At 64.8% G+C, this 21,402-nt stretch carries 14 protein-coding genes; 7 read left to right on the top strand and 7 right to left on the bottom strand.

Going from position 1 to position 21,402, the window contains the following annotated elements; genetic code table 11:
* Positions 1 to 3 precede the first annotated feature (3 nt).
* Positions 4 to 810 (bottom strand): outer membrane lipoprotein-sorting protein, encoded by an 807-nt coding sequence (locus ACOOFO_RS08990; protein ID WP_420426448.1) that lies wholly within the window; start codon positions 808 to 810, stop codon positions 4 to 6.
* A gap of 141 nt (positions 811 to 951) precedes the next feature.
* Between ACOOFO_RS08990 and ACOOFO_RS08985 the strand changes: the two genes are divergently transcribed.
* The 4 genes from ACOOFO_RS08985 to ACOOFO_RS08970 all read left to right on the top strand — a co-directional run bounded on the left by ACOOFO_RS08985 (position 952) and on the right by ACOOFO_RS08970 (position 5,970).
* Positions 952 to 1,950, top strand: coding sequence for a ketopantoate reductase family protein (locus ACOOFO_RS08985; protein ID WP_420426447.1), 999 nt, complete (start codon positions 952 to 954; stop codon positions 1,948 to 1,950).
* A 49-nt stretch (positions 1,951 to 1,999) separates the two neighbouring features.
* On the top strand, positions 2,000 to 3,172 hold the full coding sequence (locus tag ACOOFO_RS08980; RefSeq protein ID WP_420426446.1) for a PQQ-dependent sugar dehydrogenase: 1,173 nt from the start codon (positions 2,000 to 2,002) through the stop codon (positions 3,170 to 3,172).
* 155 nt (positions 3,173 to 3,327) lie between these two features.
* On the top strand, positions 3,328 to 3,609 hold the full coding sequence (locus ACOOFO_RS08975) for a hypothetical protein (protein WP_420426445.1): 282 nt from the start codon (positions 3,328 to 3,330) through the stop codon (positions 3,607 to 3,609).
* 57 nt (positions 3,610 to 3,666) lie between these two features.
* Positions 3,667 to 5,970, top strand: coding sequence for a TonB-dependent receptor (locus ACOOFO_RS08970; protein ID WP_420426444.1), 2,304 nt, complete (start codon positions 3,667 to 3,669; stop codon positions 5,968 to 5,970).
* 27 nt (positions 5,971 to 5,997) lie between these two features.
* Here ACOOFO_RS08970 and ACOOFO_RS08965 read toward each other — a convergent pair whose 3' ends face one another.
* The 4 genes from ACOOFO_RS08965 to ACOOFO_RS08950 all read right to left on the bottom strand — a co-directional run bounded on the left by ACOOFO_RS08965 (position 5,998) and on the right by ACOOFO_RS08950 (position 10,334).
* Positions 5,998 to 7,395: a YfcC family protein gene (locus ACOOFO_RS08965; RefSeq protein WP_420426443.1), complete on the bottom strand. Its 1,398-nt coding sequence runs from the start codon at positions 7,393 to 7,395 to the stop codon at positions 5,998 to 6,000.
* Between the two features lie 7 nt (positions 7,396 to 7,402).
* Positions 7,403 to 7,855, bottom strand: a complete 453-nt coding sequence (locus ACOOFO_RS08960) for a beta-lactamase hydrolase domain-containing protein (RefSeq protein ID WP_420426442.1) — start codon at positions 7,853 to 7,855, stop codon at positions 7,403 to 7,405.
* A 117-nt stretch (positions 7,856 to 7,972) separates the two neighbouring features.
* Positions 7,973 to 9,415, bottom strand: a complete 1,443-nt coding sequence (locus tag ACOOFO_RS08955) for a dihydrolipoyl dehydrogenase (protein ID WP_420426441.1) — start codon at positions 9,413 to 9,415, stop codon at positions 7,973 to 7,975.
* Entirely contained in the window at positions 9,396 to 10,334 is a 939-nt protein-coding gene (locus ACOOFO_RS08950) for a histone deacetylase family protein (RefSeq protein ID WP_420426440.1), read from the bottom strand. Before ACOOFO_RS08950 ends, ACOOFO_RS08955 begins: the two co-directional genes overlap by 20 nt.
* Before the next feature lie 116 nt (positions 10,335 to 10,450).
* Here ACOOFO_RS08950 and ACOOFO_RS08945 point away from each other — a divergent pair, with 116 nt between their 5' ends.
* Both ACOOFO_RS08945 and ACOOFO_RS08940 read left to right on the top strand, forming a co-directional pair.
* A complete protein-coding gene (locus ACOOFO_RS08945; protein WP_420426439.1) occupies positions 10,451 to 11,281 on the top strand; it encodes an ion transporter in 831 nt (276 codons plus the stop codon).
* Between the two features lie 132 nt (positions 11,282 to 11,413).
* On the top strand, positions 11,414 to 12,499 hold the full coding sequence (locus ACOOFO_RS08940; protein ID WP_420426438.1) for a fatty acid desaturase: 1,086 nt from the start codon (positions 11,414 to 11,416) through the stop codon (positions 12,497 to 12,499).
* Positions 12,500 to 12,529: 30 nt separating this feature from the next.
* Here ACOOFO_RS08940 and ACOOFO_RS08935 read toward each other — a convergent pair whose 3' ends face one another.
* Together ACOOFO_RS08935 and ACOOFO_RS08930 are read right to left on the bottom strand one after the other, a co-directional pair.
* The gene (locus ACOOFO_RS08935) at positions 12,530 to 13,579 is read right to left on the bottom strand and encodes a lipid A-modifier LpxR family protein (RefSeq protein WP_420426437.1); all 1,050 of its coding nucleotides are present in this window, start codon (positions 13,577 to 13,579) and stop codon (positions 12,530 to 12,532) included.
* A gap of 194 nt (positions 13,580 to 13,773) precedes the next feature.
* A complete protein-coding gene (locus ACOOFO_RS08930) occupies positions 13,774 to 17,511 on the bottom strand; it encodes a choice-of-anchor I family protein (protein ID WP_420426436.1) in 3,738 nt (1,245 codons plus the stop codon).
* A 419-nt stretch (positions 17,512 to 17,930) separates the two neighbouring features.
* Here ACOOFO_RS08930 and ACOOFO_RS08925 point away from each other — a divergent pair, with 419 nt between their 5' ends.
* Complete coding sequence (locus tag ACOOFO_RS08925; RefSeq protein ID WP_420426435.1) at positions 17,931 to 21,401, top strand: methylmalonyl-CoA mutase family protein; 3,471 nt, start codon at positions 17,931 to 17,933, stop codon at positions 21,399 to 21,401.
* Position 21,402: the final 1 nt, after the last annotated feature.

Here is a 21,402-nt window from a genome sequence, read left to right as displayed (position 1 = left end):
TGCCTAGCGCCCTAGATAGAAGGCGTTGGGTAGAAAGATCCGCTGCGGAAGATTGTCTGGCGCTTCCAGCTGATGGATTTCACCAAAGCTCTTGCGTCCCGAACGCAGGTTGTCCATCTGCACGTGACGCGCGTAGGCGATGCCATCATTTTCAGTAAGCGAGTCGGCCTTGGCTGTGAAGCGCTTGACCACCCCCTTCTCATCGACGAAATCGGCACGAAGCGTGACGCAGCGGGCCTGGTCCACTTCCGCCAGTACATGCGTATAGGCCGTTGGCTCGGCATCGCCCGGCTCGAAACGCATCTTCCAGACGCTGCGGCCCTCAATCGCGCCTTCGCCCAGATAATGCTGGCTGCCGCTTGAGAAGGAGCCCTGCACCTGCTGCAGGTCGCGCATGCTGAATTCCGAATCCAGCACACCCGAGTCCGCGCCGCTGCCGATCACGCGTCGAACCCGATTCAGCTCGGGAATAAAGACGAAGGTCTCGTCGCGCGTATCCAGCTCGCGCCAGAGATAGGAGGTGCCGCGCACTTCGCTGGGGCTGTCCACGTGCACCGTGACCATCGCGCGCCCATCCTCGCGCTTGACGTACATGCGCGCGCGCAGCGTCCGCACATCGCCGTCGGTCTCCTCGGTGCGCACGATCAACTCGCGCAGACGCAACTGCTGCGGCACATTGGCACGCATGCAGGTCATCACATCCGCCGCTGTCGTTTCGCCCCCCGCAGCCACCGGCGTCGCAGCGTCACCGGCCGTCCTGGCCTCCGCGGCCAATGCCACGGATCCGACGGAGCAGGCAACCCACGCCATCAGTATTCGCTTGCACAGTCGCAACGCTGTCCCCCCATGCTGTCCCGATCAGCACACTGTAGCGCGTCCGCGCCATGGCGGCGATTTTGCGGCCCCCTGCGTGCTGCGTTACAAAGACGGAACGAAGAACAAGGAGAGGCCATGCTGCTCGTGATCGGTCCAGGGGCGGTGGGAACCGTGGTAGCGGGCTATTTGTCGGCGGCCGGTCGTCCGGTGCGCGTGCTGTGCCCGGATTCGGCCTTGCCCGAGCTCTCGGCGGCCGACGGGATCGTCATTGACCGCGTCACCGGTGGCCCGCCGCTGCGCGCACCCAAGCCGCTATTGACCACCGCGGTGAATCCGGAACAAGTCACGCAGATCTTCATCTGCGTGAAGCATCCGGACCTGGAGTCCGTCTTCGATCTGATCCCGCCAACGCTGGCGCCCTCGGTGCCGCTGATTTCGATGCTGAACGCACCCAGCGCGGTACACCGCCTTCGCGAGCGCTTTCCTCAGCATGCCGCCCTGCCCGCCAGTGTGCTGTTCAATGCCCAGTTGCTGGAGCCGTTTCGCGCGCGCGTGACCACGGTACCGCGCATTCAGTTGCCTTTTGAACATCGCCAGGTGGTGGAAAGCTTCCAGGGCACCGGCATCCGCCCAGTGCGTGCCTACGGCGAGGCCAGCGCCTGGGGCAAGCTGCTATTGAACCTGTCCAATGCCATTGCCGCTGTCACCCACAGCACATTCCGCGACATCCTGATCCATCCGCTGCTGCGTGCCTGCTACGCCGATCTGCTCGAGGAAGCCATCCAGGTTCTACGCGCAGCGCGGATTCCCTTTCGGGCACCGCTCCCGGTCTCCCTGCCGGCCTATCTGATGATGATGCGGCACGCCGGCGCTTTCCCCTGGTGGCTGGCGCGCTGGAAGTGGCGACTGGCGGAGGGCGCCTACCCGTCGATGGTCAGCGATATCGCCCACGGCCGGCCCACCGAGGCCGATGCCTTGAATGGCGAGATCGTGCGTGTAGGCGCGCGCGCCGGCGTCAGTGCGCCGCTGAACGCCCGCATGGTGGCACTGGTCGAAGCAGTGGGCGCGGAACGACCGCCGCAGTATCTGACGCCGGAAGCATTGCGCGATGCGTTGCGGCAGGTGGCAGGCTGATCTCCCGGACGAATCCGCGCCGTCATTGAACAGACCTACGGAGCACGTCATGCCCTACCCGCTGAAGCGCGGTTTCACCTTGCTCGCCGTTCTATGGACGACCGCCTGTAATGGCGACCCCGCGCCCGATGGCAACAGCGCGCAGGGGCCGTCGGAGGCAACTCCAGAGGTGGAGTTGATCACGGAGCCCCTTGCACGCGGCCTCGATCACCCCTGGTCCCTGGCGGAACTGCCCAATGGCGATCTGCTTGTCACCGAACGATCCGGGCAACTGCGATGGCTTCGCGACGGCCAACTGCAGGAGACTGCCATTGCCGGCGTCCCCACGGTCTTCGCCCGCAATCAAGGCGGCCTCTTCGATGTGCGCCTGCATCCGGACTTCGCACGCAACCGCCTCGTCTATCTCTCCTATGCCGAGCCTTGCCCGGGCGGCGCCACGACCTCCATCGCCCGTGGCCGGCTCGAAACCACCGATACGGGCGGCTACCGACTGGATGGCATGGCACCGATCTTCCGTGCCGATGCCTGCCGCGACGGCGGACGCCACTTTGGCGGGCGCATGGTCTTCGGCGACGACGGCCTGCTCTATCTCAGCGTCGGCGATCGCGGCCATCGCGACGAGGTGCAGGACCCGCACAACCACCTGGGGAGCGTGCTCCGACTGACCGACGCCGGCGAACCGGCCCCCGGCAACCCCTTTGCCGATGGCAAAAGCGGTGCACCCGCGGTCCTCACCTTTGGCCACCGGAACCCGCAAGGGATGGCGCGCCACCCCGTCAGCGGTGCGATCTGGACCCACGAGCATGGCCCGCGCGGCGGAGACGAAGTCAACCGCCTGGCCAGCGCGGACAACTACGGCTGGCCGAAGGTCACCCACGGCAAGGAGTACAGCGGGGGCACCATCGGCCCGTCCAGTGCGCCCGGCTTGGTCGATCCCTTGACAGTATGGGTGCCATCCATCGCGCCCAGCGGACTGCACTTTGTGGATTCCAGCGAATTCTCCGAATGGAAGGGCGATCTGCTGGTCGGCGCGCTGGCCGGGCAGCATGTGGTGCGCTTGCGATGGCATCCACAGCGCCAGCAACTCGAACCAATGGAACGCCTCCTGGAGGGCGAGGTCGGCCGTATTCGAGATGTCGGTGGTCTGTCCGACGGCAGTCTTTACGTTCTTACCGATGCGCGCGATGGTGCTCTGATTCGTCTGCGCCGTGCACTGAACTAGGACCAGACCACCTACGCAAGTCCCCGCCGACCCCGCAGAACGACATCGCTGCACGCCTGTCGACCGCGCTGATATTTCCTTGTCAGCGGAATCGTTATGCTATAACGTGCGCCGGCTATGATGGACCCCCGCGCCGCCAGGCAGCCATGCGATTGATGTACGCACCACGCGCACTGCTCGCGCTCGCTTTGCTGTTGGGACAGCTGGCGGCGGTCATGCATCTTGCCCATGACCTGGGCTCGGATGGTCATGACACGGTCAGCTGCGAGCAGTGCATCCAGGCCGCAACGACGCTTGGCGGCGCACTTGCCGCCTCCGACGGCGGCACACCGTTGGTTGCCGCATGGTTCCTGGCACCAGTCCACAAGGTCGGCAGTCCGCTGACAGCCCAGCTTGCGAGCTGCCTCATTCGCGGTCCTCCCAACGGTTTTGCCTAGACGACACGCAAGTGGCCGCTGCCACTGCCCTGCAAGACCGACAACGAAGGACCACTCATGCATCCGCGATTTCTGCTGTCTCCGCTCTGGCTGCGCGCCGGCGCCTGCTGCCTTGCCCTCTCCATGACACCCAGCGCCCATGCGGACGAAGAACAGACTGCCTCTGCCACCGAGCTGGGTGATGTCATCGTCACTGCCAAGCCGCTGCGTCCGACACCCGACGAAGTGGTGCAGTCCACTGATGTACTGACCGGTGAGGCTCTCGCCCGCGAGCGCAGCGGCACCATCGGTGATGTGCTTGAGTACCAGCCGGGTATTGCCAATTCCTCCTTCGGCCCCGGCGTCGGCCGTCCCATCATCCGCGGACAGGGCGGGCCCCGCGTCCAGATTCTGCAGAACGGCATCGCCTCGATGGACGCCTCCGCCCTCAGTCCTGATCATGCCGTCTCCATCGATCCGCTGGGCGCCGACCAGGTCGAGGTCATCCGCGGCCCCGCAACACTGCTCTATGGTGGCGGCAGCTCCGGTGGTGTAGTCAACGTCGTCGATGACCGCCTCCCCGACAGCGTCATCCCCGGTTTCCGCGCCACGGCTGACCTGTCCTACGGCGACAACGCCGATGAGCGTCAAACAGCCCTACGCGCACGCTATGGTCTGGCCGGTGTGCAATTCGGCGCGCACTACAGCCGCCGCGAAGCCGGCAACTTCGACATTCCGGGCCGCGCGGAGCGCTCTGATGAGCACGAGCACGAGCACGAAGAAGAGCATGCGCACGAGGGCGAGCACGAAGAATCCATGCACCCCGAGGCCCACGAAGCACACGACGAGCATGAGGAACACGGCGAGGACGAAGCACGCGGCGTGCTCCCCAACAGCAGCCTTGAAGCAGAGAGCTTCGGCGCGTCCGTGGCCTGGGCCGGCGAGCGCGGCATGATCGGCGCCGCAGTGAGCCGTTTCACCACCAACTACGGGGTTCCAGGCCATGGCCACGGGCATGGAGAGGAACATGGCGAAGAGCACGGCCACGAAGAAGGTGGAGCGCACGAGGAAGAAGCGCACGGCCACGAAGAGGAGGGGCATTCCCACGAGGATGTCCGCATCGACCTCGAACAGACGCGGACGGACCTCCGCGGTCTGCTCTATGACCCCTTCCCCGGCTTCGTCCGCCTCGAAGGCCGGGTAGGCATCAACGACTACACCCACGCCGAAATCGAACCCAGCGGCGAGATCGGTACCAAGTTCGACGTCCAGGCCCTGCGCGCCCGCGTGCTGGCGGAACACAAACCCCTCGGTGACTGGGCCGGTGTCATCGGCACCCAGTTTGTGGATCGTGATTTCGAAGCGGTCGGCGAAGAGGCCTACGTACCGCCGGTGCAGACACAGGAAATGGGCCTTTTCCTGGTCGAAGGGCTGCGCTTCGGCGAAGGCCATCGCCTGGAACTCGGCGCCCGTTTCGACGCCACCGATCACGAGACGGAAGGCAATCAGCCGGCACAGGATTTCGGTACCTACACCTTGTCTGCGGGCGTCAACTACATGCTGGCGGACCACCTGCATCTGCGCGGCAACCTGCAGCGCTCGCAGCGCGCGCCGGCCGCCGAAGAGCTCTATGCCGACGGCGCCCACGCCGCCACCTCGACCTTCGAGCGCGGCGACGTCAACCTGGACCCGGAAACCGCGAACAGTGTGGACCTGGCGCTGGTACGTGACGCCGGTACCTGGACCTGGAGTGTGGGTGCCTTCTACAGCCGTATCGACGACTACATCTTCCTGCGCGAAGTCGACGCGGGCCTGAATGCGGACGGCAGCGGCACCGGCAGCACGGATGGCGAGGCCGATTTCGTCAACGAAGAAGGCGAGTTCGAAGCCGACGGTGAGCTGCTGCTGGTGGATTACGCCCAGGAAAATGCCGTTTTCTTCGGTGCCGAGGTCGAAACCCGATTCCACTTCATCGAGCAGGGACAGCGCTTCCTGAGCGTCGGTGGCTTTGCGGACCTGGTGCGCGGCGAGCTGCGCGACAGCAACGACCATCTGCCGCGGGTGACGCCACCGCGCGTCGGCGTCGACATCAGCGGTGGTCTGGCTGGCGTGTCGGCCCGTCTCGGCTACATCCGTGTCACCGAGCAGGATCGCACTGCGCCCCTGGAAAGCGTGACTCCTGCCTATAACGAGCTGCGCGCGGATCTGAGCTACACGCTGGCCACCGCCTCCGGCCCGCTGTCGGTCTATCTGCGGGCGCGCAACCTGCTTGACGACACGCAGCGTGAGGCCACCTCGGTATTGAAGGACGTCGCCCCCGCCCCCGGTCGCTCGCTCTTTGTCGGCCTGCGCATGGACTTCGACCCCGCGCGCGCAATGTAGAAGGCGACGCGACGACAGCGCCGCCGCCTAGTGGTAGCCGATACTCACGGCGATCATCAGGGCGGCGGCCGCTGCCACCAGCCATTTGGCGAGCAGCGGAAGCACGAAACGCAACCAACGATCATAGGGAATGGCGGCTGCGCCGAGAATGCCCATCAGTACGGGGTTGGTCGGCACGACGATATTCGAGAAACCGTCTCCAAACTGAAAGGCCAGTACCGCCACCTGCCGTTGGATGCCAACCAGGTCTGCCACCGGCGCCATGATCGGTATGGTTGCGTAGGCCTGCCCGCTACCCGATGGAATGAACAGGTTGAGCAGGGTCTGCACCAGCAGCATGCCCACCGCCGCCAGATGCTCTCCAACCATCTGCAAGGGAATCGAGAGCCCGTGCACGATGGTATGCAGTACTTGACCATCCTCCAGCAACAGGCTGATTCCACGCGCAAAACCGATCAGTAGCGCGGTGCCCACCAGCTCGGCGGCCCCCTGCACGAAGGCCTGTGCGCCGGTGCTCGCCCCCAGCCGCCCGATGGCGATGATCACCACGGCCAGACCAAAGAAGGTCGCCGTCAATTCGTTGAGATACCAGCCGCGCCAGCCGATGCCCCAGATCAAGAGCAGGATGGCGCCCAGGGTGGCCCACAGGCAGGCGCGATGCCGTGTATTAAGTGCCAGCGTTTCCGTGACGGGCTCGATATTCGCGGGCAGACCTGCGACCAGACTGCGCCCCGGGTCGGCCTGCACGCGTCGGGCATAGCGCCAGACGTGATGGATGCCGATGGCGACAAAGGGAATGAACAACAACAGCCGATACCACATGCCCGAGCCCGGCTGCAGCTCGGCGACTTCGTGCGCGGCAAGCACCGTGAACGGATTGAGAAAGGCAACCCCGTAACCCGCGCCGTAGCCCGCGAGCACGATGCCGACCGCCGTCATGCGGTCGAACTGCAGGCTCACTGCCAGCGCCGCCAGGATGGCCACCAGCGGGATGTACTCGGCCGAGGTCCCCAGCGCCGCCGAGGCGGTAGCAAATAGCGTGACGCCGCCGGCAATTAGCCAACCCGGATGATCGGCCAGCAGATGCAGTGCCCGCCCGAGCCCGGCGTCGATCGCCCCGCTGGCCCGCAAGGTACCTACGGCGCCGCCCACGATCAGCACGAAAAAGATGATGGGCGCAGCATCGGCCATCGCCCGCGGTATGGCGGTAAACAGCGCCAGCGGCGAAAGCTGGACGCGATCATCGACAGGCGCGTAGGTGCCCGCCACCACCAACGAGCGGCCGGCCTCGTTCTTGACGGTCTCGAAGCTGCCCTGTGGCAGCAGCCAGGTCATCAGCCAGGCCGCAACCATCATGCCGAACAGCAGAACGAGGGTGTGCGGCACGCGCGCCACGCGCGCGCCGGCGGCACTGGGCGGGTTCATGGCGGACTCAGGCGGCGGGCGGCGTGCTGTCCAGAATCTCGCGAACGAGGGGCTCCATCTTAGTCAGGCCGCTCTGCCGCCCAAGGGCCAGTGCCGCGTCGCTATCCATGCCCTGATGCCAGGCCGCGCGCAGAGCGAGCATGGCACCCACGCGGTTGCCACTGGCACAATGGAAGACAGTGGGAGCGGAACCGATTTCCGACAGCAGGCCATCGAGCATGCGCACCGTGTCCGCATTCAGATCCTGCGGCCCGGCGATGGGGAGATGGTGGTAACGCATGCCAAGCTCCTCGACCAGCGAGGATTCATCCTCGCCCTGCTCCTGCAGTGGACGAAGATTGATCACATGCTGCACGCCTGCATCGGCGGCCTGCCGGAACTGCATGCCGTCCGGCTGACCGGCGCTGAGCATAGTGTCGGAGACGCGCATTTCGTTGGGTAGTTCAAGACTTTGAAGCATCAATGCCATCCTTAGTGGGTCTGTCAGTGTGCGCTGGTGGTCGCGCTGGCAGCATAGCCTGCCCAGGCGGCCCATGATGCCTTCTCACGCGAGCTGCCAGCAGGCAGCATCGCCGCCTCAATCCCCGGGACCGTATTCGGAACAGCCCGGCACCGGCTTCGGCCCGCAGTGCAACGCATGGGCACAGTCGCGCAGCGCGGTGCGCAATCCCTCCTCGACCACAGGGTGGTAGAAGGGCATCGCCAGCATCGCGTCGATGGTGAGGCCGGCCTGGACGGACCAGGCCAGCAGATGGGCGAGGTGCTCGGCGCGCGGCCCCACCATCTCGGCGCCGAGCAGTCGGCCCGAGCCATGCGCCGCATAGACGCGAAGCACGCCGGCATTCTCGCGCATGACGCGCGCCCGCCCCTGCCCCGCGAAATCCACCTGCCCGACGGCAAAGGCCTGCCCGCTCTGACACAACGCCTGAAAGCTCTGTCCGACCGCGGCAATCTGAGGCTCGCAGAACACCACGGCCAGCGGTGCGCGCCGACGCTGTGGCTGCACGTGGGGATAACGGCCGGCGTTGTCACCGGCGATGCGTCCCTCATCCGCCGCCTCGTGCAGCAGCGGCAATTCGCCGGTGACATCGCCGGCGAGGAAGATGGCACTGTCGCCGCAACGTCCGGTCGCGGGATCGTGATCCGGAAGGCCCTCGGCATTCAGCGGGATGCCGGCGTGTTCCAGCGCAAGGCCATCGATATTGGGAATCCGGCCCGTGGCCGCCAGCACGCGCGCGAAGCGCTCTTCCTGCGCCTTGCCGTCGGCGTCGCGCCAGCGCACGAGGAAGCCATTGCCCTCGTCGACCACGGTGTCAACGGTGCTGCTCAGCGCCAGCGGCAGTTCCGCCCCAAGGGCGCTGCGCGCCTGCTCCGCCACCTCGGGGTCGGTGATGCCGCCAATGCGCTGACTGCGGCCGAAGAGACGCACCCGTACGCCCAGCCGATGCAGGGCCTGCCCGATTTCGAGTGCGATGACACCGGCGCCGAACACCGCCACGGATGCGGGAAAATCCGGCCACTCGAACACGGTCTCGTTGGTATCGACACGCGCCCTCGCAAGGGCTGCCAGCGGCGGCGGAATGAAGGTGCGGCTACCGGTGGCGATGACGATGCGCCCAGCCTCGACGCGGGTACCGTCGTCAAGGCGCAGCACACCGGGGGCTTCGAAGGCCGCATGCGCCCGGATGCGATCGGCTTCCGACCAGCCGTCGACCGTATCGACGACAAAGCCGACGAAACGGTCGCGCTCGCGCTGCACGCGCTGCATCACCTCGTTGCCTTCGATCCGCATGCCGTTCACATGCACCCCAAAGCCACCGGCCTCCTGCGCCGCGTGCGCCGCATTGGCCGCAGCAATCAGCAACTTTGAAGGCATGCAGCCGATGCGGGCGCAGGTGGTGCCATAGACACCCCCCTCGATGAGCAGCACCTTGTCGGTATGGGCCTTTGCCGCGCGATAGGCGCCCATGCCCGCGGTACCGGTGCCGATGATGGCTACATCACAGTGTCGGGTTTGCATCGTTGTCCTGTTGTTCCTTGTCATGAAAAGCGTGGCAGAAGGCCACGACGGATTCGGCAAGCGCCTGCGGTTCGTAACCGCCTTCCAGAGTCGCCACGCAATGGCCTGCACAGTGGCGTCGCGCCTGGTCCCCGATCCAATGGCCGAGCCAAGCATAGTCGTCGGTCTCCCATTGCAATCCGGCCAGCGGGTCCAGCCGATGCGCGTCGAAGCCGGCCGAAACCAGGATTAGTTGCGGCCCATGCGCATCGAGCGTGGGTGCCCAATGGGTCTCGACCGCATGCCGCATCGCCTCACCATCCGAGCCGTGTGGCAGGGCCGCATCGACGATGTGTGCGCGATCCAATGAGCGCCAGAAGGGATAGAAAGGGTCCTGATAGGTCTGGCAGACCAGCACCCTTGGGTCTTCGGCGAAGGCCAGCGAAGTGCCGTTACCGTAATGCACATCGAAATCCAGAATGGCGACACGCTCCAGCCCGCTTGCCAGCGCGTGTGCGGCCGCCACAGCCACATGGTTGTAGAAGCAAAAGCCCATAGCGCGCCCCGGCTCGGCATGGTGACCTGGGGGGCGCACCGCGCAGAAGGCCAGGCCGCCTGCGCTACGCACACGGTCAACCGCATCCACGGCGCAACCGGCGGCAAGGCGCGCGGCAGCATAGCTATCGCCATTGCCCTGGGTATCAGGGTCGAGCGCCAAGGGGGTATCTCGACCCTTCAGGCGCGCGATACGCACGAGATGCGCCGGCTGATGCACCCGCAATAGCGCTTCGTCCTGGGCCTCCGCGACCTCCTCGATCAAGTTCTGGCCGCTCAGCGCTTGTTGAATCGCGACCAGTCGCTGCGGCGATTCCGGGTGACCTGGCCCCGCCTGATGGCGAAAGCCAGAGGAAGGCAAATACCAGTGGGTCAGTGCAGGCATGCGGCACTCCGTGGAGGGCTGAAAATGGAAAGGCGCGACGGGTCCGGCCGCCACGCCGCCTTGACCCGTCCTCGCCGGCCCCCTAGCGTGCCCCACAAAGAATCAGGGAGCCATTCATGACCGAGCAGGATTCCAGCTTTCAGGCTGTCTTCGGGCGACAGCGCGAAACCGTGCGCATGGTTGATTGGATCATGCTGGTGCTGGCCTTCGTCTCGGTCATCGTGCTGAGCTGGGCGACCTTCGGCGATGTCTCGCCCGAAGTCCTGCGCTGGATCATCATTTCCGACTTCGTGGTCTGCGGCATCTTCCTGGTCGAATTCCTGTTCCGGTGGCGCGAAGCCGGCTGGCCCTTGAATTTTCCGCTGCGCCGCTGGTACGAGGTGCTGGGCATGATCCCGGTTGCCGACCCGGCCCTGCGCGGCCTGCGCCTGCTGCGCGTAGTGCGGGTCATCATCCTGCTGTCGCGTCTGGGGCGCGCCGCCGATCGCGCGCTCGGCGAGGAATTCGTCTATCGCCTTGTGCGTCGCTTCTCCAACATCATCATTGGCGTCATCAAGCGTCCGATCACCATTGCCGTGATCGGCGAGGTCGCCGATGTCCTGAAGAAGGGGCACTACACCCAGAACGTGGCGCGTGCCCTGGAACAGAATCATCAAACCCTGGTCGACACCATCCTGGACCAGATCGCCGCCGATTCCAGAACGGCCTATCTGCAGCGCCTGCCCTTCTATCGCGATATCGCAAAGGTCAGCGCCGACACCTCGTTGAGCGTGGTCCTGCAGATTCTGCAGGACCCGCGCACCGACGAATTGGTAGCCGATATCCTGCGCGAAAACCTGGACCAGATCCGCGAAGCGATCCATCAGCGCGATATCCAGGAACCGCTGCTGCGCCCCAGGCGCGATGAACGCGACACCACGGCCGCCCACAGCGAATACACCCCCTGAAGCTGGTCCCGCCCGGCAACCGCGCGCGCATTGACCCAGGTCAAGGTCGGCAGCGCAGAACTGGGGCAGTCTCCGGCGCGATTGTTTCACAAGCATACGGCGCGCCACTGGGCCGCTGTCTGGTGACCACCGATGCCCGATTCCGCCCCGCTGGCTCCCTCTGACGGCTTGACCGCCTTGGACCCCCTTCCGCAACTGCGCGCGACCAGCCTGCGCAGCGTGCGCGCCTGCATCCAGCCCGCGCGCATGCAGCGCTCGACACCGCGCGCCCTCTTCGGGCTCGCGGTCGACGCGGTGGGTTACCTGCTGTGCATGAGTGGCGTTTTCCTGGCAGAAGCCATCTGGCTGCAGCTGTTGTTCGGCCTGGGCGCGGGTTGCTTCGTCGCCTTCCTCTTCGTGTGGGCACACGACGCCGCACACGGCGCACTGTTCGAGAATCGGCGGCTCAGCGAGGTGCTCGGCACGATCGCCATGCTGCCCTCCCTCAATGTCTACCGGCTGTGGGCCTTCGGCCATAACCGGGTGCACCACGGCTTCACGTCGTTGAGTTCCATCGATTGGATCTGGCGCCCCTGGACACCGGAGGAATACCGCAGCGCAAGTAGGCTGGAGCGTTGGCTGTACCGCATCGAACGCTCGCTTCCGGGTTGCGCACTGCACTACCTGCGTCGGGTCTGGTGGCAGGGGATGGTCCGATTCAACCCGGGACAGAGTCCCGAGCAACGCCGGTCCATGCGCGTGGGCAAGGGCATCACCCTCGCCTTCTTCCTGCTGATGAGCGCGCTCGCCTGGCGCTATGGCGGCGGATGGAGCGGTGTGCTTGCCGGCGTGGTGTTGCCCTTCATCGTGTTCAACTACTTCATCGCTTTCTTCGTCTATCTGCACCACACCCACCCGCAGATTCCGTATTTCCTGGATCGCGAACAATGGGGACCGGCGGTCGGTCAGCTCTACTGCAGCACGGTGATCCACTTCTCGCGGCCGATGGCGTGGCTCACCCACAACATCATGGTGCACGTGCCACATCATGTGCACCCGCACGTGCCCTACTACCATTTGCCTGGCGCCTATGCCGACATCAAGGCGCGCTTTGGCGACAGCATCCATGAGTACCGCTTCCGCTGGCGGACGGTGCGCGGCATCTTCGCCCAGTGCAAGCTCTTCGATTTCGAGACACGCCGCTGGTATCGGTTTTCCGAGCATCCGGTCACGGCGTGAAGCCCGCTGCGTGATCGCGCGAGACATGGCCTAGAACTGCCATTCGACGCTGATCACGCCGAATTCGTTGCGTGGGTCCTTGATGCGGCCAAGACCGCGCACGGCATCCGTAGCCAGCACGACATGGGCATGCACGCTCCACGCACGACGCTCCAGATGGGCGCCGAGCACGGCCTGGCCCACCAGCAGCGCGGGATCGAGAGTATTCTCCCGCGTCCAGCGGTTCCCCCTGCGCAACAGATTGCCGTCGCGCGGCATGACGAACATGAAGGCACTGCCGCGAAGCGCCACGGTGGCATAGGCGTAGGTCCGGCCGGACCACCGCATGCGACCGTCATGCTCGACGCTGCGACCCACAGCGGCCAGTTGCGGCGCAAAGCCGCGCGGCAAACGACCCAACCGCCACTCCAGCGCCGTCTGCACCTGGGTGTAGACATTGCCGAGCGCCGCGTCACTGCTGAAAGAGATGTCCGCCCCGGGCACACGCCAGAGCTTTAGCTTGCGCATGACATAGACATTGAGCAGGGGCTCATTGCCGAGCTGATGTTCCCAACCACTGGGCGGCGTCACCGCCAACATGCGATGCGCCGCGCGCTGCATGTCTTCGCCGAAGCTCAACGGACCGACCCACCCGACCAACGTCTGAAGCCCGATCATTTCACTGTCGTTGAAGGCAATGAAGCTGTTGGTCCATGCCAGCATGCCCACGTAGGGCACATCATCGAGCTGGATCGACGTTCGCTCCAGATCGTCCGGATTCTGGACCCCCTGCGCCAGGCCCCAGCCCTCGCGATACATCCATCCTCTGCCGGTGGGCAACACCAGGCGCGCCAGGGCTTTGCCGAAAGCCGGTGTACCGCGCGTTGCAGAGAGATGCGATGCGCGCGGCGAATGCAGCTGCAGGGTCAGACCATTGCTGAATTGGTTGTCCGAGCGAAGAAAGGCGTCATTGGCAAAGGCAAAGCGCCAGCGCCTCGCCCCGTCTTCGCTGTGCGCCGCGATGGTTGTGGGTAAGCACAGCAGGAGACCCAACACAAAGGGCGCGAGGCAGACGTGCGCTCCCGCGCAACTCCATCTCATAGCCCTGCCCCGTGTGCTCCCGCCCTCGCCCTTCACACCCTGCTCCGCCCCTGCACTGGGCGTCATTCTGGCGCAGAATCCTTCTCTCCGAAGCGTGCCAGCGTCCTGGAAATCGCGCTGTTCGTCTGAGGGCGCAAAAAAAATGCCCCGCGCAAGGCGCGGGGCACAGGTGTCGCGTTCTGCCTCGAAGACGGTCAGTCGAGGTTGACCGAGTAGACCGTCACCGTACCGGTGATCTCGTTACCTACCACCAGAAGGTTCTGCGCGTTCGGGCTGTCCGCCGCGGTCACGAAGGCCAGACCCTCGGGGCCCCAATCCCCTGCCGAATCCAGCGGCAGGACCCCGTCCTTCAAGTCTTCGCCGCTGACCGTGAAGTCCCGGTTGTTGACGTAGTCGAGGAAGACCGGCTTCCGCGGGTTGGTGATGTCGTAGACCATGATGCCGCCGACGCGCTCCTGGCCAATGAAGGCCAGCATGCGGCCATTCACCAAACCGGCGACCACGGCTTCCGTTTCCGGGCCCTTGGCATCACTGCGCGAGTCGCGCTCGGGGGAGCCGTCATCATTGGTGTCGTTGAACAGGAAGACCGTCTCACCGAAGCGATCCAGATGCGCGGTGATGCGCTCGAAATCGTCACCGGTATCCGAGACGATGCCGCCCTCGGCGTTCACGATGCTCATCGAGCGGGCACCAAATGCGCGGATCTCGTCGAGGTCACCGTCGCCATCGGTGTCCCCGGCAAAGGCCGTGTTGCCGCCGATCTTGTCGCAGGAGATGGCCAGCTCGCCGAGATTCTCATCGTCGGTCAGCGATGCGCTCGGGAAGGCCACCGGATCGAGGGTCAGCACCGGCTCACCGGCGTCGCCCTGATCCTTGAGCGCGCACTCGTCGGTACCGTCGCCGCGACCATCGCCTTCGTTGGCAGTCAGGATGAAATCCTGGCCCGCGAGGGTGATGGCATCGATGGTGTCGGGCATGTACAGGCCGCGCACATTGGCCCACGGACGGATATTGATGCACGCCGGGTTGGCTTCTGTGCAATCGCCGTCATCGTCGCTCACATCGAGCGCATTGGCGGCCAGCCCGTGATCCTTTCCGCCAAGACCGATGATGCGCTCGACCGTCCTGCTCGCAAGGTCGATGACACCGATGGCGTTGTTCTCCTGGAGGCTGACAAAGGCGCGCGTGCCGTCATCCGAGACCGTGATGTACTCCGGCTCGAGATCGTGTGCCACTGACAGCGCGTTGGGATTGATACGCACACCAGCCGGCAGCTCCGCCGCACGGCTGCCACCTGCGTTGAAGTCCTCGAAACCGACCCGGCTGACGGTCGCGCTGCCGATGCCGTTGCGGATATCTGCCACGGTCACCGAACCAGGGACGTCATCGGCAAAGACACGGAGCTCGTCGTCGTTGGCGTCTTCCGGGGTCTCGCCCTCATTGGCCGAGAACACCAGATTGCCATCGGGCGTGAAACCCACCATGTCCGGCAGCGGGCCTGCCTCGATGCTGCCCAGGTATTGCAGGCTTTGCGCATCGTAGAAGCCGATGCGGCCATTGTCGGTCGCCGGGTCCGCTTCCAACGCAGCCGCAACGATCCCCTTGCTGCTCACCGCCACCGAGTTCACACCGTCGAGGGTGACCCCGGTGGTGGTGTCGTCACTGACCGGATCAAGCTGCGCGATGCGCGGCATATTGGCCGGGTTGCTGAAGTCGAAGACATCGATGGTGCCCGCGTCGGAATTGATCACGAACAGGCGTTGCGAACCAGGATCATGGGCAACGATCTCGGCGGCCCCCTCATCGAAGTTGGCGCCCGGCACCAGTACGCGGCCGATCTGATTCAGCACGCTCTTGGTCGGAAGCGTCATGACGCTGTCGCTTGCGCCCTCCGCCAGATTCTGGATGCGGAGATCGTCCGCCACAGCCGTCTCCGCCATGCTGAAAGCGGTGTCAGCGGTCGGGTGGAAGGCCAGTAGATACTCGGCCAGTGCATCCTGTTCGCCACCTGCTTCCGAGAAGTTGGTCATGCCGGGATCCACCGTCACGTCCACGCGCTGCGGGTCGCTCAGACCATTCAGCGGATAGCCGTCGCCGCAGCTCTCGCCGACCTGACCCACGCACTTGGCGATGAAGTCGAGGATGACGAGACGGAAGCGGCGAGTGACATCGCCCACCACCATGCCGTCGGCCACGATCTGATCGATGACCGCACCGCTGTCATCCACCACGGCAAGATTGCGCAGGCGATCGCCGTTAATATTCGGATCAGCCTGATTGGTGTCGCCGGCCTCGCTGGCGCGGGCCGGACGGCTGACATCGAAGCTGAATCGCAATCCACTGACCTGCGGGAACTGGCCCGGGGTCGCGCCATTGCCACTGCGCGACACGGCGTGCTCCATGATGTCGGCCAGCTCGGCCGCGGTCACGCTCAGCAGGGTCAGGCCATTGTTGAAGCGGAGCGCGGTTTCCAGGTCGAGCTGGGAAATGCCACCGGCCGGCTTGCCACTGCTCGGGTTGGCAGCGGGTGCCAGGAACTGCAGGTCGTCGACGTCGGTCGACCCCGGCGGGAACACGGCACGACCGATATCGTCGCGAATACCGCCGCCATTCTTCAACGAAATCAGCGTGTTTGCGTCCTCCTGCTGTGCCACCCACAGGTTGGCATCCGCCGTCAGGTTGCCCAGGTTGGTCTCCTGCGTACGCACCGCGCTGCGACGCCCGTCGAGGTACACCTCGGTAAAGCCCAGCACGTTGCCATCCTTGGCCTGCAGCACCGCTTCCAGCGCGTCGGTGATGGCCACGACGGTGTCGATGGGCGAGAAGCTGCTGTTGGGCAGCATGTCGCTGGCATAAGCGCCGCTTACGCCAGTGTCGATGCTGTCGATATCGAGCACGCCGTCAGCGTCGAATTCGACCACGAGGCGGCCGAGGTAGGTGAAGTCGCCGGCCGTATTGACCAGCAGCACCGGGTTGCCGTCCGCACCACTGAGTTCGATGGGATAGCTGTCGGCCGCCTGGTCGCCGTCGCGCAGGCGATCATTGCTATCGGCGAGGATCGTGTTGGAGCCGCCGGCAACGATGATGTCCACACCACGCAGCAAGGTGGCCAGCTCCCGTTCCACAGCGAGCTGCTGCATATGGGCGAGCAGTACGATCTTGTTGATCCCCTGGCTGGTCAGCGCATCAATGCTGGGCTGAATGGCTGCGGCCAGTTCGGCAACGCTGCTGCCCGGCGCCGGGATGATGGTCAGACCGCGGGTGTCCGTGATGCTCGGCAGACTCGGTACGCTCGCACCCACGATGCCAATGGTCTCGCCCGCCACCTGAATCGTCGCGCTGCCCGCAACGCTGTTGGCGCTTGCCGCCTGACCATCCGCGACCGTGAGTTCAGCCAGATCGACGTCCTCGTCGCTGGCCGTACCGGAGAAGTCGATATTGGCGGCGAGATATGGGAACTGCGCCCCTGGCCAGCTGCCGTCACTGGCGATGAGCTCGGCGAGTCCGCCCGGCCCCACGTCAAGGTCATGATTGCCAACCACGGAGGCCTGCACGCCAAGCGCATTCAGCCAGGCGATGTTGGCCCGACCCGCGTCCGGTTCACCGAGGACATCCGCCAGGCTGTCGTCACCAGCCGCGAAGAACTCGGGTCCCGGGATGAAATTGTCGCCGGAACTCAACAACAGGGTGTTGTTTGGCTTTTCGGAACGGAAGCCGTCCACCAGCGCAGAGAAGTTGCGCACGTCGTCGGCGCCGCCTGCGCCGTCCACATCAGCAAAGTGCAGAAGCTGCAGTTCGAAGCCGGGCGCCACGGCTCCACCATCGCCGCCACCTTCACCGACCACAACGCGATTGTTGACGCCGTCGCAGGCGCTCAACCCCATCGCCATGACCGCAGCAAACGCCACGGACCCCATCGCCTTGTTGCGCATTCCCACTCCCTGAACTGAACGAACCGTGAAGCGCGGAATAAAAGCAGGCCCTTGTTACAGCACGTTGACGGTTCAGGGTGTAACGCAACGGGATAGAGAAGTGCCGCAGCATCGTTCATGGACGGGCATCACCGCAAAGCTCCGCATCGCGCTTCACGCGTGTCCACGCGGCTTTCCCGGCCGGTCGCTCGAGCAAGCTTGCGTTGCCTGTAGCGCGCTCGCCGCATGCTCTCCACGACGCGGCGATCGGCTCGCAACGAAGGCGTGCTCCGGGCCCTCCGGTATGGCGCCCTGCCCTCGACCCTGTTGACGTCACTGGTCGCAGGCTGCCCACGACCTCGTCCGAAAAGTGGTGGACGCTGTCCGGGTCGGCAGGCATACTCACTTTTGTGAATCCAAATTCATTTTGAGGATCGGTCATGCCCCAGTCGCACGCTCGCAGCAAGGATCAGCAACCGCTACCGGCTGAAGACCAAAGCCCGCTGCGTATCGTTACCGCCGCCAGTCTGTTCGATGGCCACGACGCCGCGATCAACATCATGCGCCGCATGATCCAGGCGCGCGGTGCCGAAGTCATTCACCTGGGTCACAACCGATCCGTCGAAGACATCGTACGCGCCGCCATTCAGGAAGACGCGGACGGGATTGCCCTTTCCAGTTATCAGGGTGGGCATAACGAATTCTTCGCCTACATGGTCGAGATGCTCGAAGCGCGCGGTGCCGGCCATATCCGTGTCTTCGGTGGTGGTGGCGGCACGATCACGCCGGAGGAAGCCAAGGTCCTGCATGACAAGGGCGTGGAGCGCATCTATCACCCCAATGATGGTGCCCAGTTGGGTCTCGACGGCATGATCGACGACCTCGTCGCGCGGACCCACAAGGCGCGTCAGGCGCGCGGTGTGGCAACCCCCGATCCCGAAGCGCTGGCCCAGCCCGCCAAAGACGACCAGGGCCTGGCGGACGCGCTGTCGCTGATCGAGGATGGCGTGCTCAGCGAGGACCAGCGTGGCCAGCTGCATCGCCAATGGCAGCTCGCTGCCGGCAAGACACCGGTGGTGGGCATCACCGGCACCGGCGGTGCCGGCAAGTCGTCGGTGGTCGACGAGTTGATGCTGCGCTTCCTGGGGGCTTTCTCCGAGATGCGCATCGCCATCCTCGCAGTGGACCCGACACGGCGGAAGTCCGGCGGCGCGCTGCTGGGCGACCGCATCCGCATGAACAGTCTGCGCAGTGAGCGCTTGTACATGCGCTCGATGGCGACGCGCCGCGCGCACGCCGCCACCACCGAGATGCTGCAGGACGCGATTGCCTATCTGCGCGCGCAGCCCTTCGATCTGATCGTGGTCGAGACCGCCGGTATTGGCCAGAGCGATTCCGAGATCGTCGATCTGGTCGATTTCCCGATGTATGTCATGACCAGCGATTACGGTGCTGCCAGTCAGCTCGAGAAGATCGACATGCTCGACTTCGCCGAACTGGTGGTGCTCAACAAGTACGATCGCCGTGGCGCGGAAGACGCCCTGCGCGATGTCAAGAAGCAGTGGAAGCGCAACCGTACCGCCTTCTCGCTCGCCGACGACCAGGTCCCGGTCTACCCCACCATCGCCAGCCAGTTCAACGATCCGGGCGTGACCTGGATGTTCGCCGAGCTGTGCCGTCTGCTGCGCGAGAAGCTGGAATTGCCGGCCGACCACTGGAGCCCGTCGGTGGATACCAGCGTCAAGGAGCCGCGTGAAACCGTGCTGATCCCCGGCGCGCGTAACCGCTACCTGGCAGAGATCGCCGAATCCGGTCGTTCCACCAACGACCGTGTCGAAGCCCAGGCCGAAGCCGCTGAGCGCGCGCAGCACTTCTATGCCGCACTCAGCGAACTGGAAGACCCCAAGCTGCCGGAACCGCTGCAAGCCTACGAACGCGACGCCCTCCAGGCCGAGGACGATCGCAGCCTGCTGCGCCTGCGTCAGCGCTACCAGGATGCACTCGACAGCCTCGACAGCGACGCCCTCGGTGCGCTGCGCGACTGGCCCGAGCGCTACCGCGCGGTGACGGACGAGGTCAACGAATATCAGGTGCGCGACAAGACCATCCGGGTCGAGAACTATCGCGAATCACTGTCGCACCAGAAGATCCCCAAGATCGCCGCTCCCACCACGAATCAATGGGGCGAGCAGTTGCGCTTCCTGCTCAAGGAGAATCTGCCCGGCGCCTACCCCTACACCGCGGGTGTCTATCCGTACCGGCGCAGCGGCGAGGACCCGATCCGCATGTTCGCCGGCGAGGGCACGCCGGAGCGCACCAACCGCCGCTTCCACTATTTGTCGCAGGGCAATGACGTGGCGCGCCTGTCCACCGCCTTCGACTCGGTGACGTTGTACGGCGAGGACCCCGCCGAGCGGCCGGACATCTTCGGCAAGGTCGGCAATTCGGGCGTGTCCATCGCCACGCTGGACGACATGAAGAAGCTGTATTCCGGCTTCGACCTGTGCGCGCCCACCACTTCGGTATCGATGACCATCAACGGCCCCGCGCCGATGATCCTGGCCATGTTCATGAACACCGCCATCGACCAGCAGGTGGAGAAATACCTGCGCGAGGACCCGAAGCGCTGGGAGACCGCCGAAAAGAAGATCAAGGAGATCTACGCGGATCGCCCCCGCCCGGAGTACAGCGGAGATCTGCCCGATGGCAATGACGGTCTGGGCCTTGGGCTGCTCGGCGTCACCGGCGACGAGGTGGTGGACGCCGAGACCTATCAGCGCATTGCCGCCGAGGCCATGTCCACGGTCCGCGGCACGGTGCAGGCCGACATTCTAAAGGAGGACCAGGCGCAGAACACCTGCATCTTCTCCACCGAGTTCGCGCTGCGCATGATGGGCGACATCCAGGAAGCCTTCGTGCAGCGCAAGGTGCGCAACTTCTACTCGGTCAGCATTTCCGGTTATCACATCGCCGAAGCCGGTGCGAATCCGATCAGCCAGCTCGCCTTCACGCTATCCAACGGCTTCACCATCGTCGAGTACTACCTGGCACGCGGCATGAAGATCGACGACTTCGCGCCCAATCTGTCCTTCTTCTTCTCCAACGGCATGGACCCCGAGTACTCGGTCATCGGCCGTGTTGCCCGCCGCATCTGGGCGCGCGCCATGCGCGAGCGCTATGGCGCCAGTGCGCGCAGCCAGATGCTGAAGTACCACATCCAGACCTCGGGTCGCTCGCTGCACGCGCAGGAGATCCAGTTCAACGATATCCGCACCACGCTGCAGGCCCTGTACGCCCTGCTCGACAACTGCAACAGCCTGCATACCAATGCCTATGACGAAGCCATCACCACGCCCACCGAGGAATCGGTACGGCGTGCGGTGGCGATCCAGCTCATCATCAACAAGGAGCTGGGCATCAACTTCTGCGAAAACCCATGGCAGGGCAGCCACTTCATAGAGCAACTCACCGATCTGGTCGAAGAAGCCGTGTACAAGGAGTTCGAATCGATCAGCGAGCGCGGCGGTGTGCTCGGGGCGATGGACACCATGTACCAGCGCGGCAAGATCCAGGACGAGTCGATGTATTACGAACACAAGAAGTACGACGGCTCCCTGCCGCTGATCGGCGTCAATACCTTCCTGTCCAAGGACCACGGCGGCGAGATCACCACCGACATCGAGCTGATCCGCTCCAGCGAAGAAGAGCGCACCCAGCAGATCCGCACCGTCGAGGCCTTCCGCGCCGCGCGCCGCAGCCAGGCGGGAGACGCCCTGACCGAGTTGCAGCGCACGGCACGCGAGCGGCGCAACACCTTTGACAGCCTGCTGCAGGCGGTGAAATATCACTCCCTGGGCGAAATCAGCCACGCCCTCTACGCTGTCGGCGGCGAATACCGCCGCAACATGTAAG

This window comes from Algiphilus sp., assembly GCF_965216485.1.
Classification (GTDB): Bacteria; Pseudomonadota; Gammaproteobacteria; order Nevskiales; family Nevskiaceae; genus Algiphilus.
Note: the sequence above shows the minus strand (reverse complement) of the source record. Positions and strands in the feature narration are given on the sequence as shown.

What these genes read in the sequence shown, in the direction of transcription:
- ACOOFO_RS08990 (WP_420426448.1), bottom strand. Translation starts at nt 810, where the DNA reads ATGGCGTGGGTTGCCTGCTCCGTCGGATCCGTGGCATTGGCCGCGGAG.
- ACOOFO_RS08940 (WP_420426438.1), top strand. Translation starts at nt 11,414, where the DNA reads ATGCCCGATTCCGCCCCGCTGGCTCCCTCTGACGGCTTGACCGCCTTG.
- ACOOFO_RS08925 (WP_420426435.1), top strand. Translation starts at nt 17,931, where the DNA reads ATGCCCCAGTCGCACGCTCGCAGCAAGGATCAGCAACCGCTACCGGCT.
- ACOOFO_RS08955 (WP_420426441.1), bottom strand. Translation starts at nt 9,415, where the DNA reads ATGCAAACCCGACACTGTGATGTAGCCATCATCGGCACCGGTACCGCG.
- ACOOFO_RS08965 (WP_420426443.1), bottom strand. Translation starts at nt 7,395, where the DNA reads ATGAACCCGCCCAGTGCCGCCGGCGCGCGCGTGGCGCGCGTGCCGCAC.
- ACOOFO_RS08930 (WP_420426436.1), bottom strand. Translation starts at nt 17,511, where the DNA reads ATGCGCAACAAGGCGATGGGGTCCGTGGCGTTTGCTGCGGTCATGGCG.
- ACOOFO_RS08950 (WP_420426440.1), bottom strand. Translation starts at nt 10,334, where the DNA reads ATGCCTGCACTGACCCACTGGTATTTGCCTTCCTCTGGCTTTCGCCAT.
- ACOOFO_RS08935 (WP_420426437.1), bottom strand. Translation starts at nt 13,579, where the DNA reads ATGAGATGGAGTTGCGCGGGAGCGCACGTCTGCCTCGCGCCCTTTGTG.
- ACOOFO_RS08970 (WP_420426444.1), top strand. Translation starts at nt 3,667, where the DNA reads ATGCATCCGCGATTTCTGCTGTCTCCGCTCTGGCTGCGCGCCGGCGCC.
- ACOOFO_RS08980 (WP_420426446.1), top strand. Translation starts at nt 2,000, where the DNA reads ATGCCCTACCCGCTGAAGCGCGGTTTCACCTTGCTCGCCGTTCTATGG.
- ACOOFO_RS08975 (WP_420426445.1), top strand. Translation starts at nt 3,328, where the DNA reads ATGTACGCACCACGCGCACTGCTCGCGCTCGCTTTGCTGTTGGGACAG.
- ACOOFO_RS08985 (WP_420426447.1), top strand. Translation starts at nt 952, where the DNA reads ATGCTGCTCGTGATCGGTCCAGGGGCGGTGGGAACCGTGGTAGCGGGC.
- ACOOFO_RS08945 (WP_420426439.1), top strand. Translation starts at nt 10,451, where the DNA reads ATGACCGAGCAGGATTCCAGCTTTCAGGCTGTCTTCGGGCGACAGCGC.
- ACOOFO_RS08960 (WP_420426442.1), bottom strand. Translation starts at nt 7,855, where the DNA reads ATGCTTCAAAGTCTTGAACTACCCAACGAAATGCGCGTCTCCGACACT.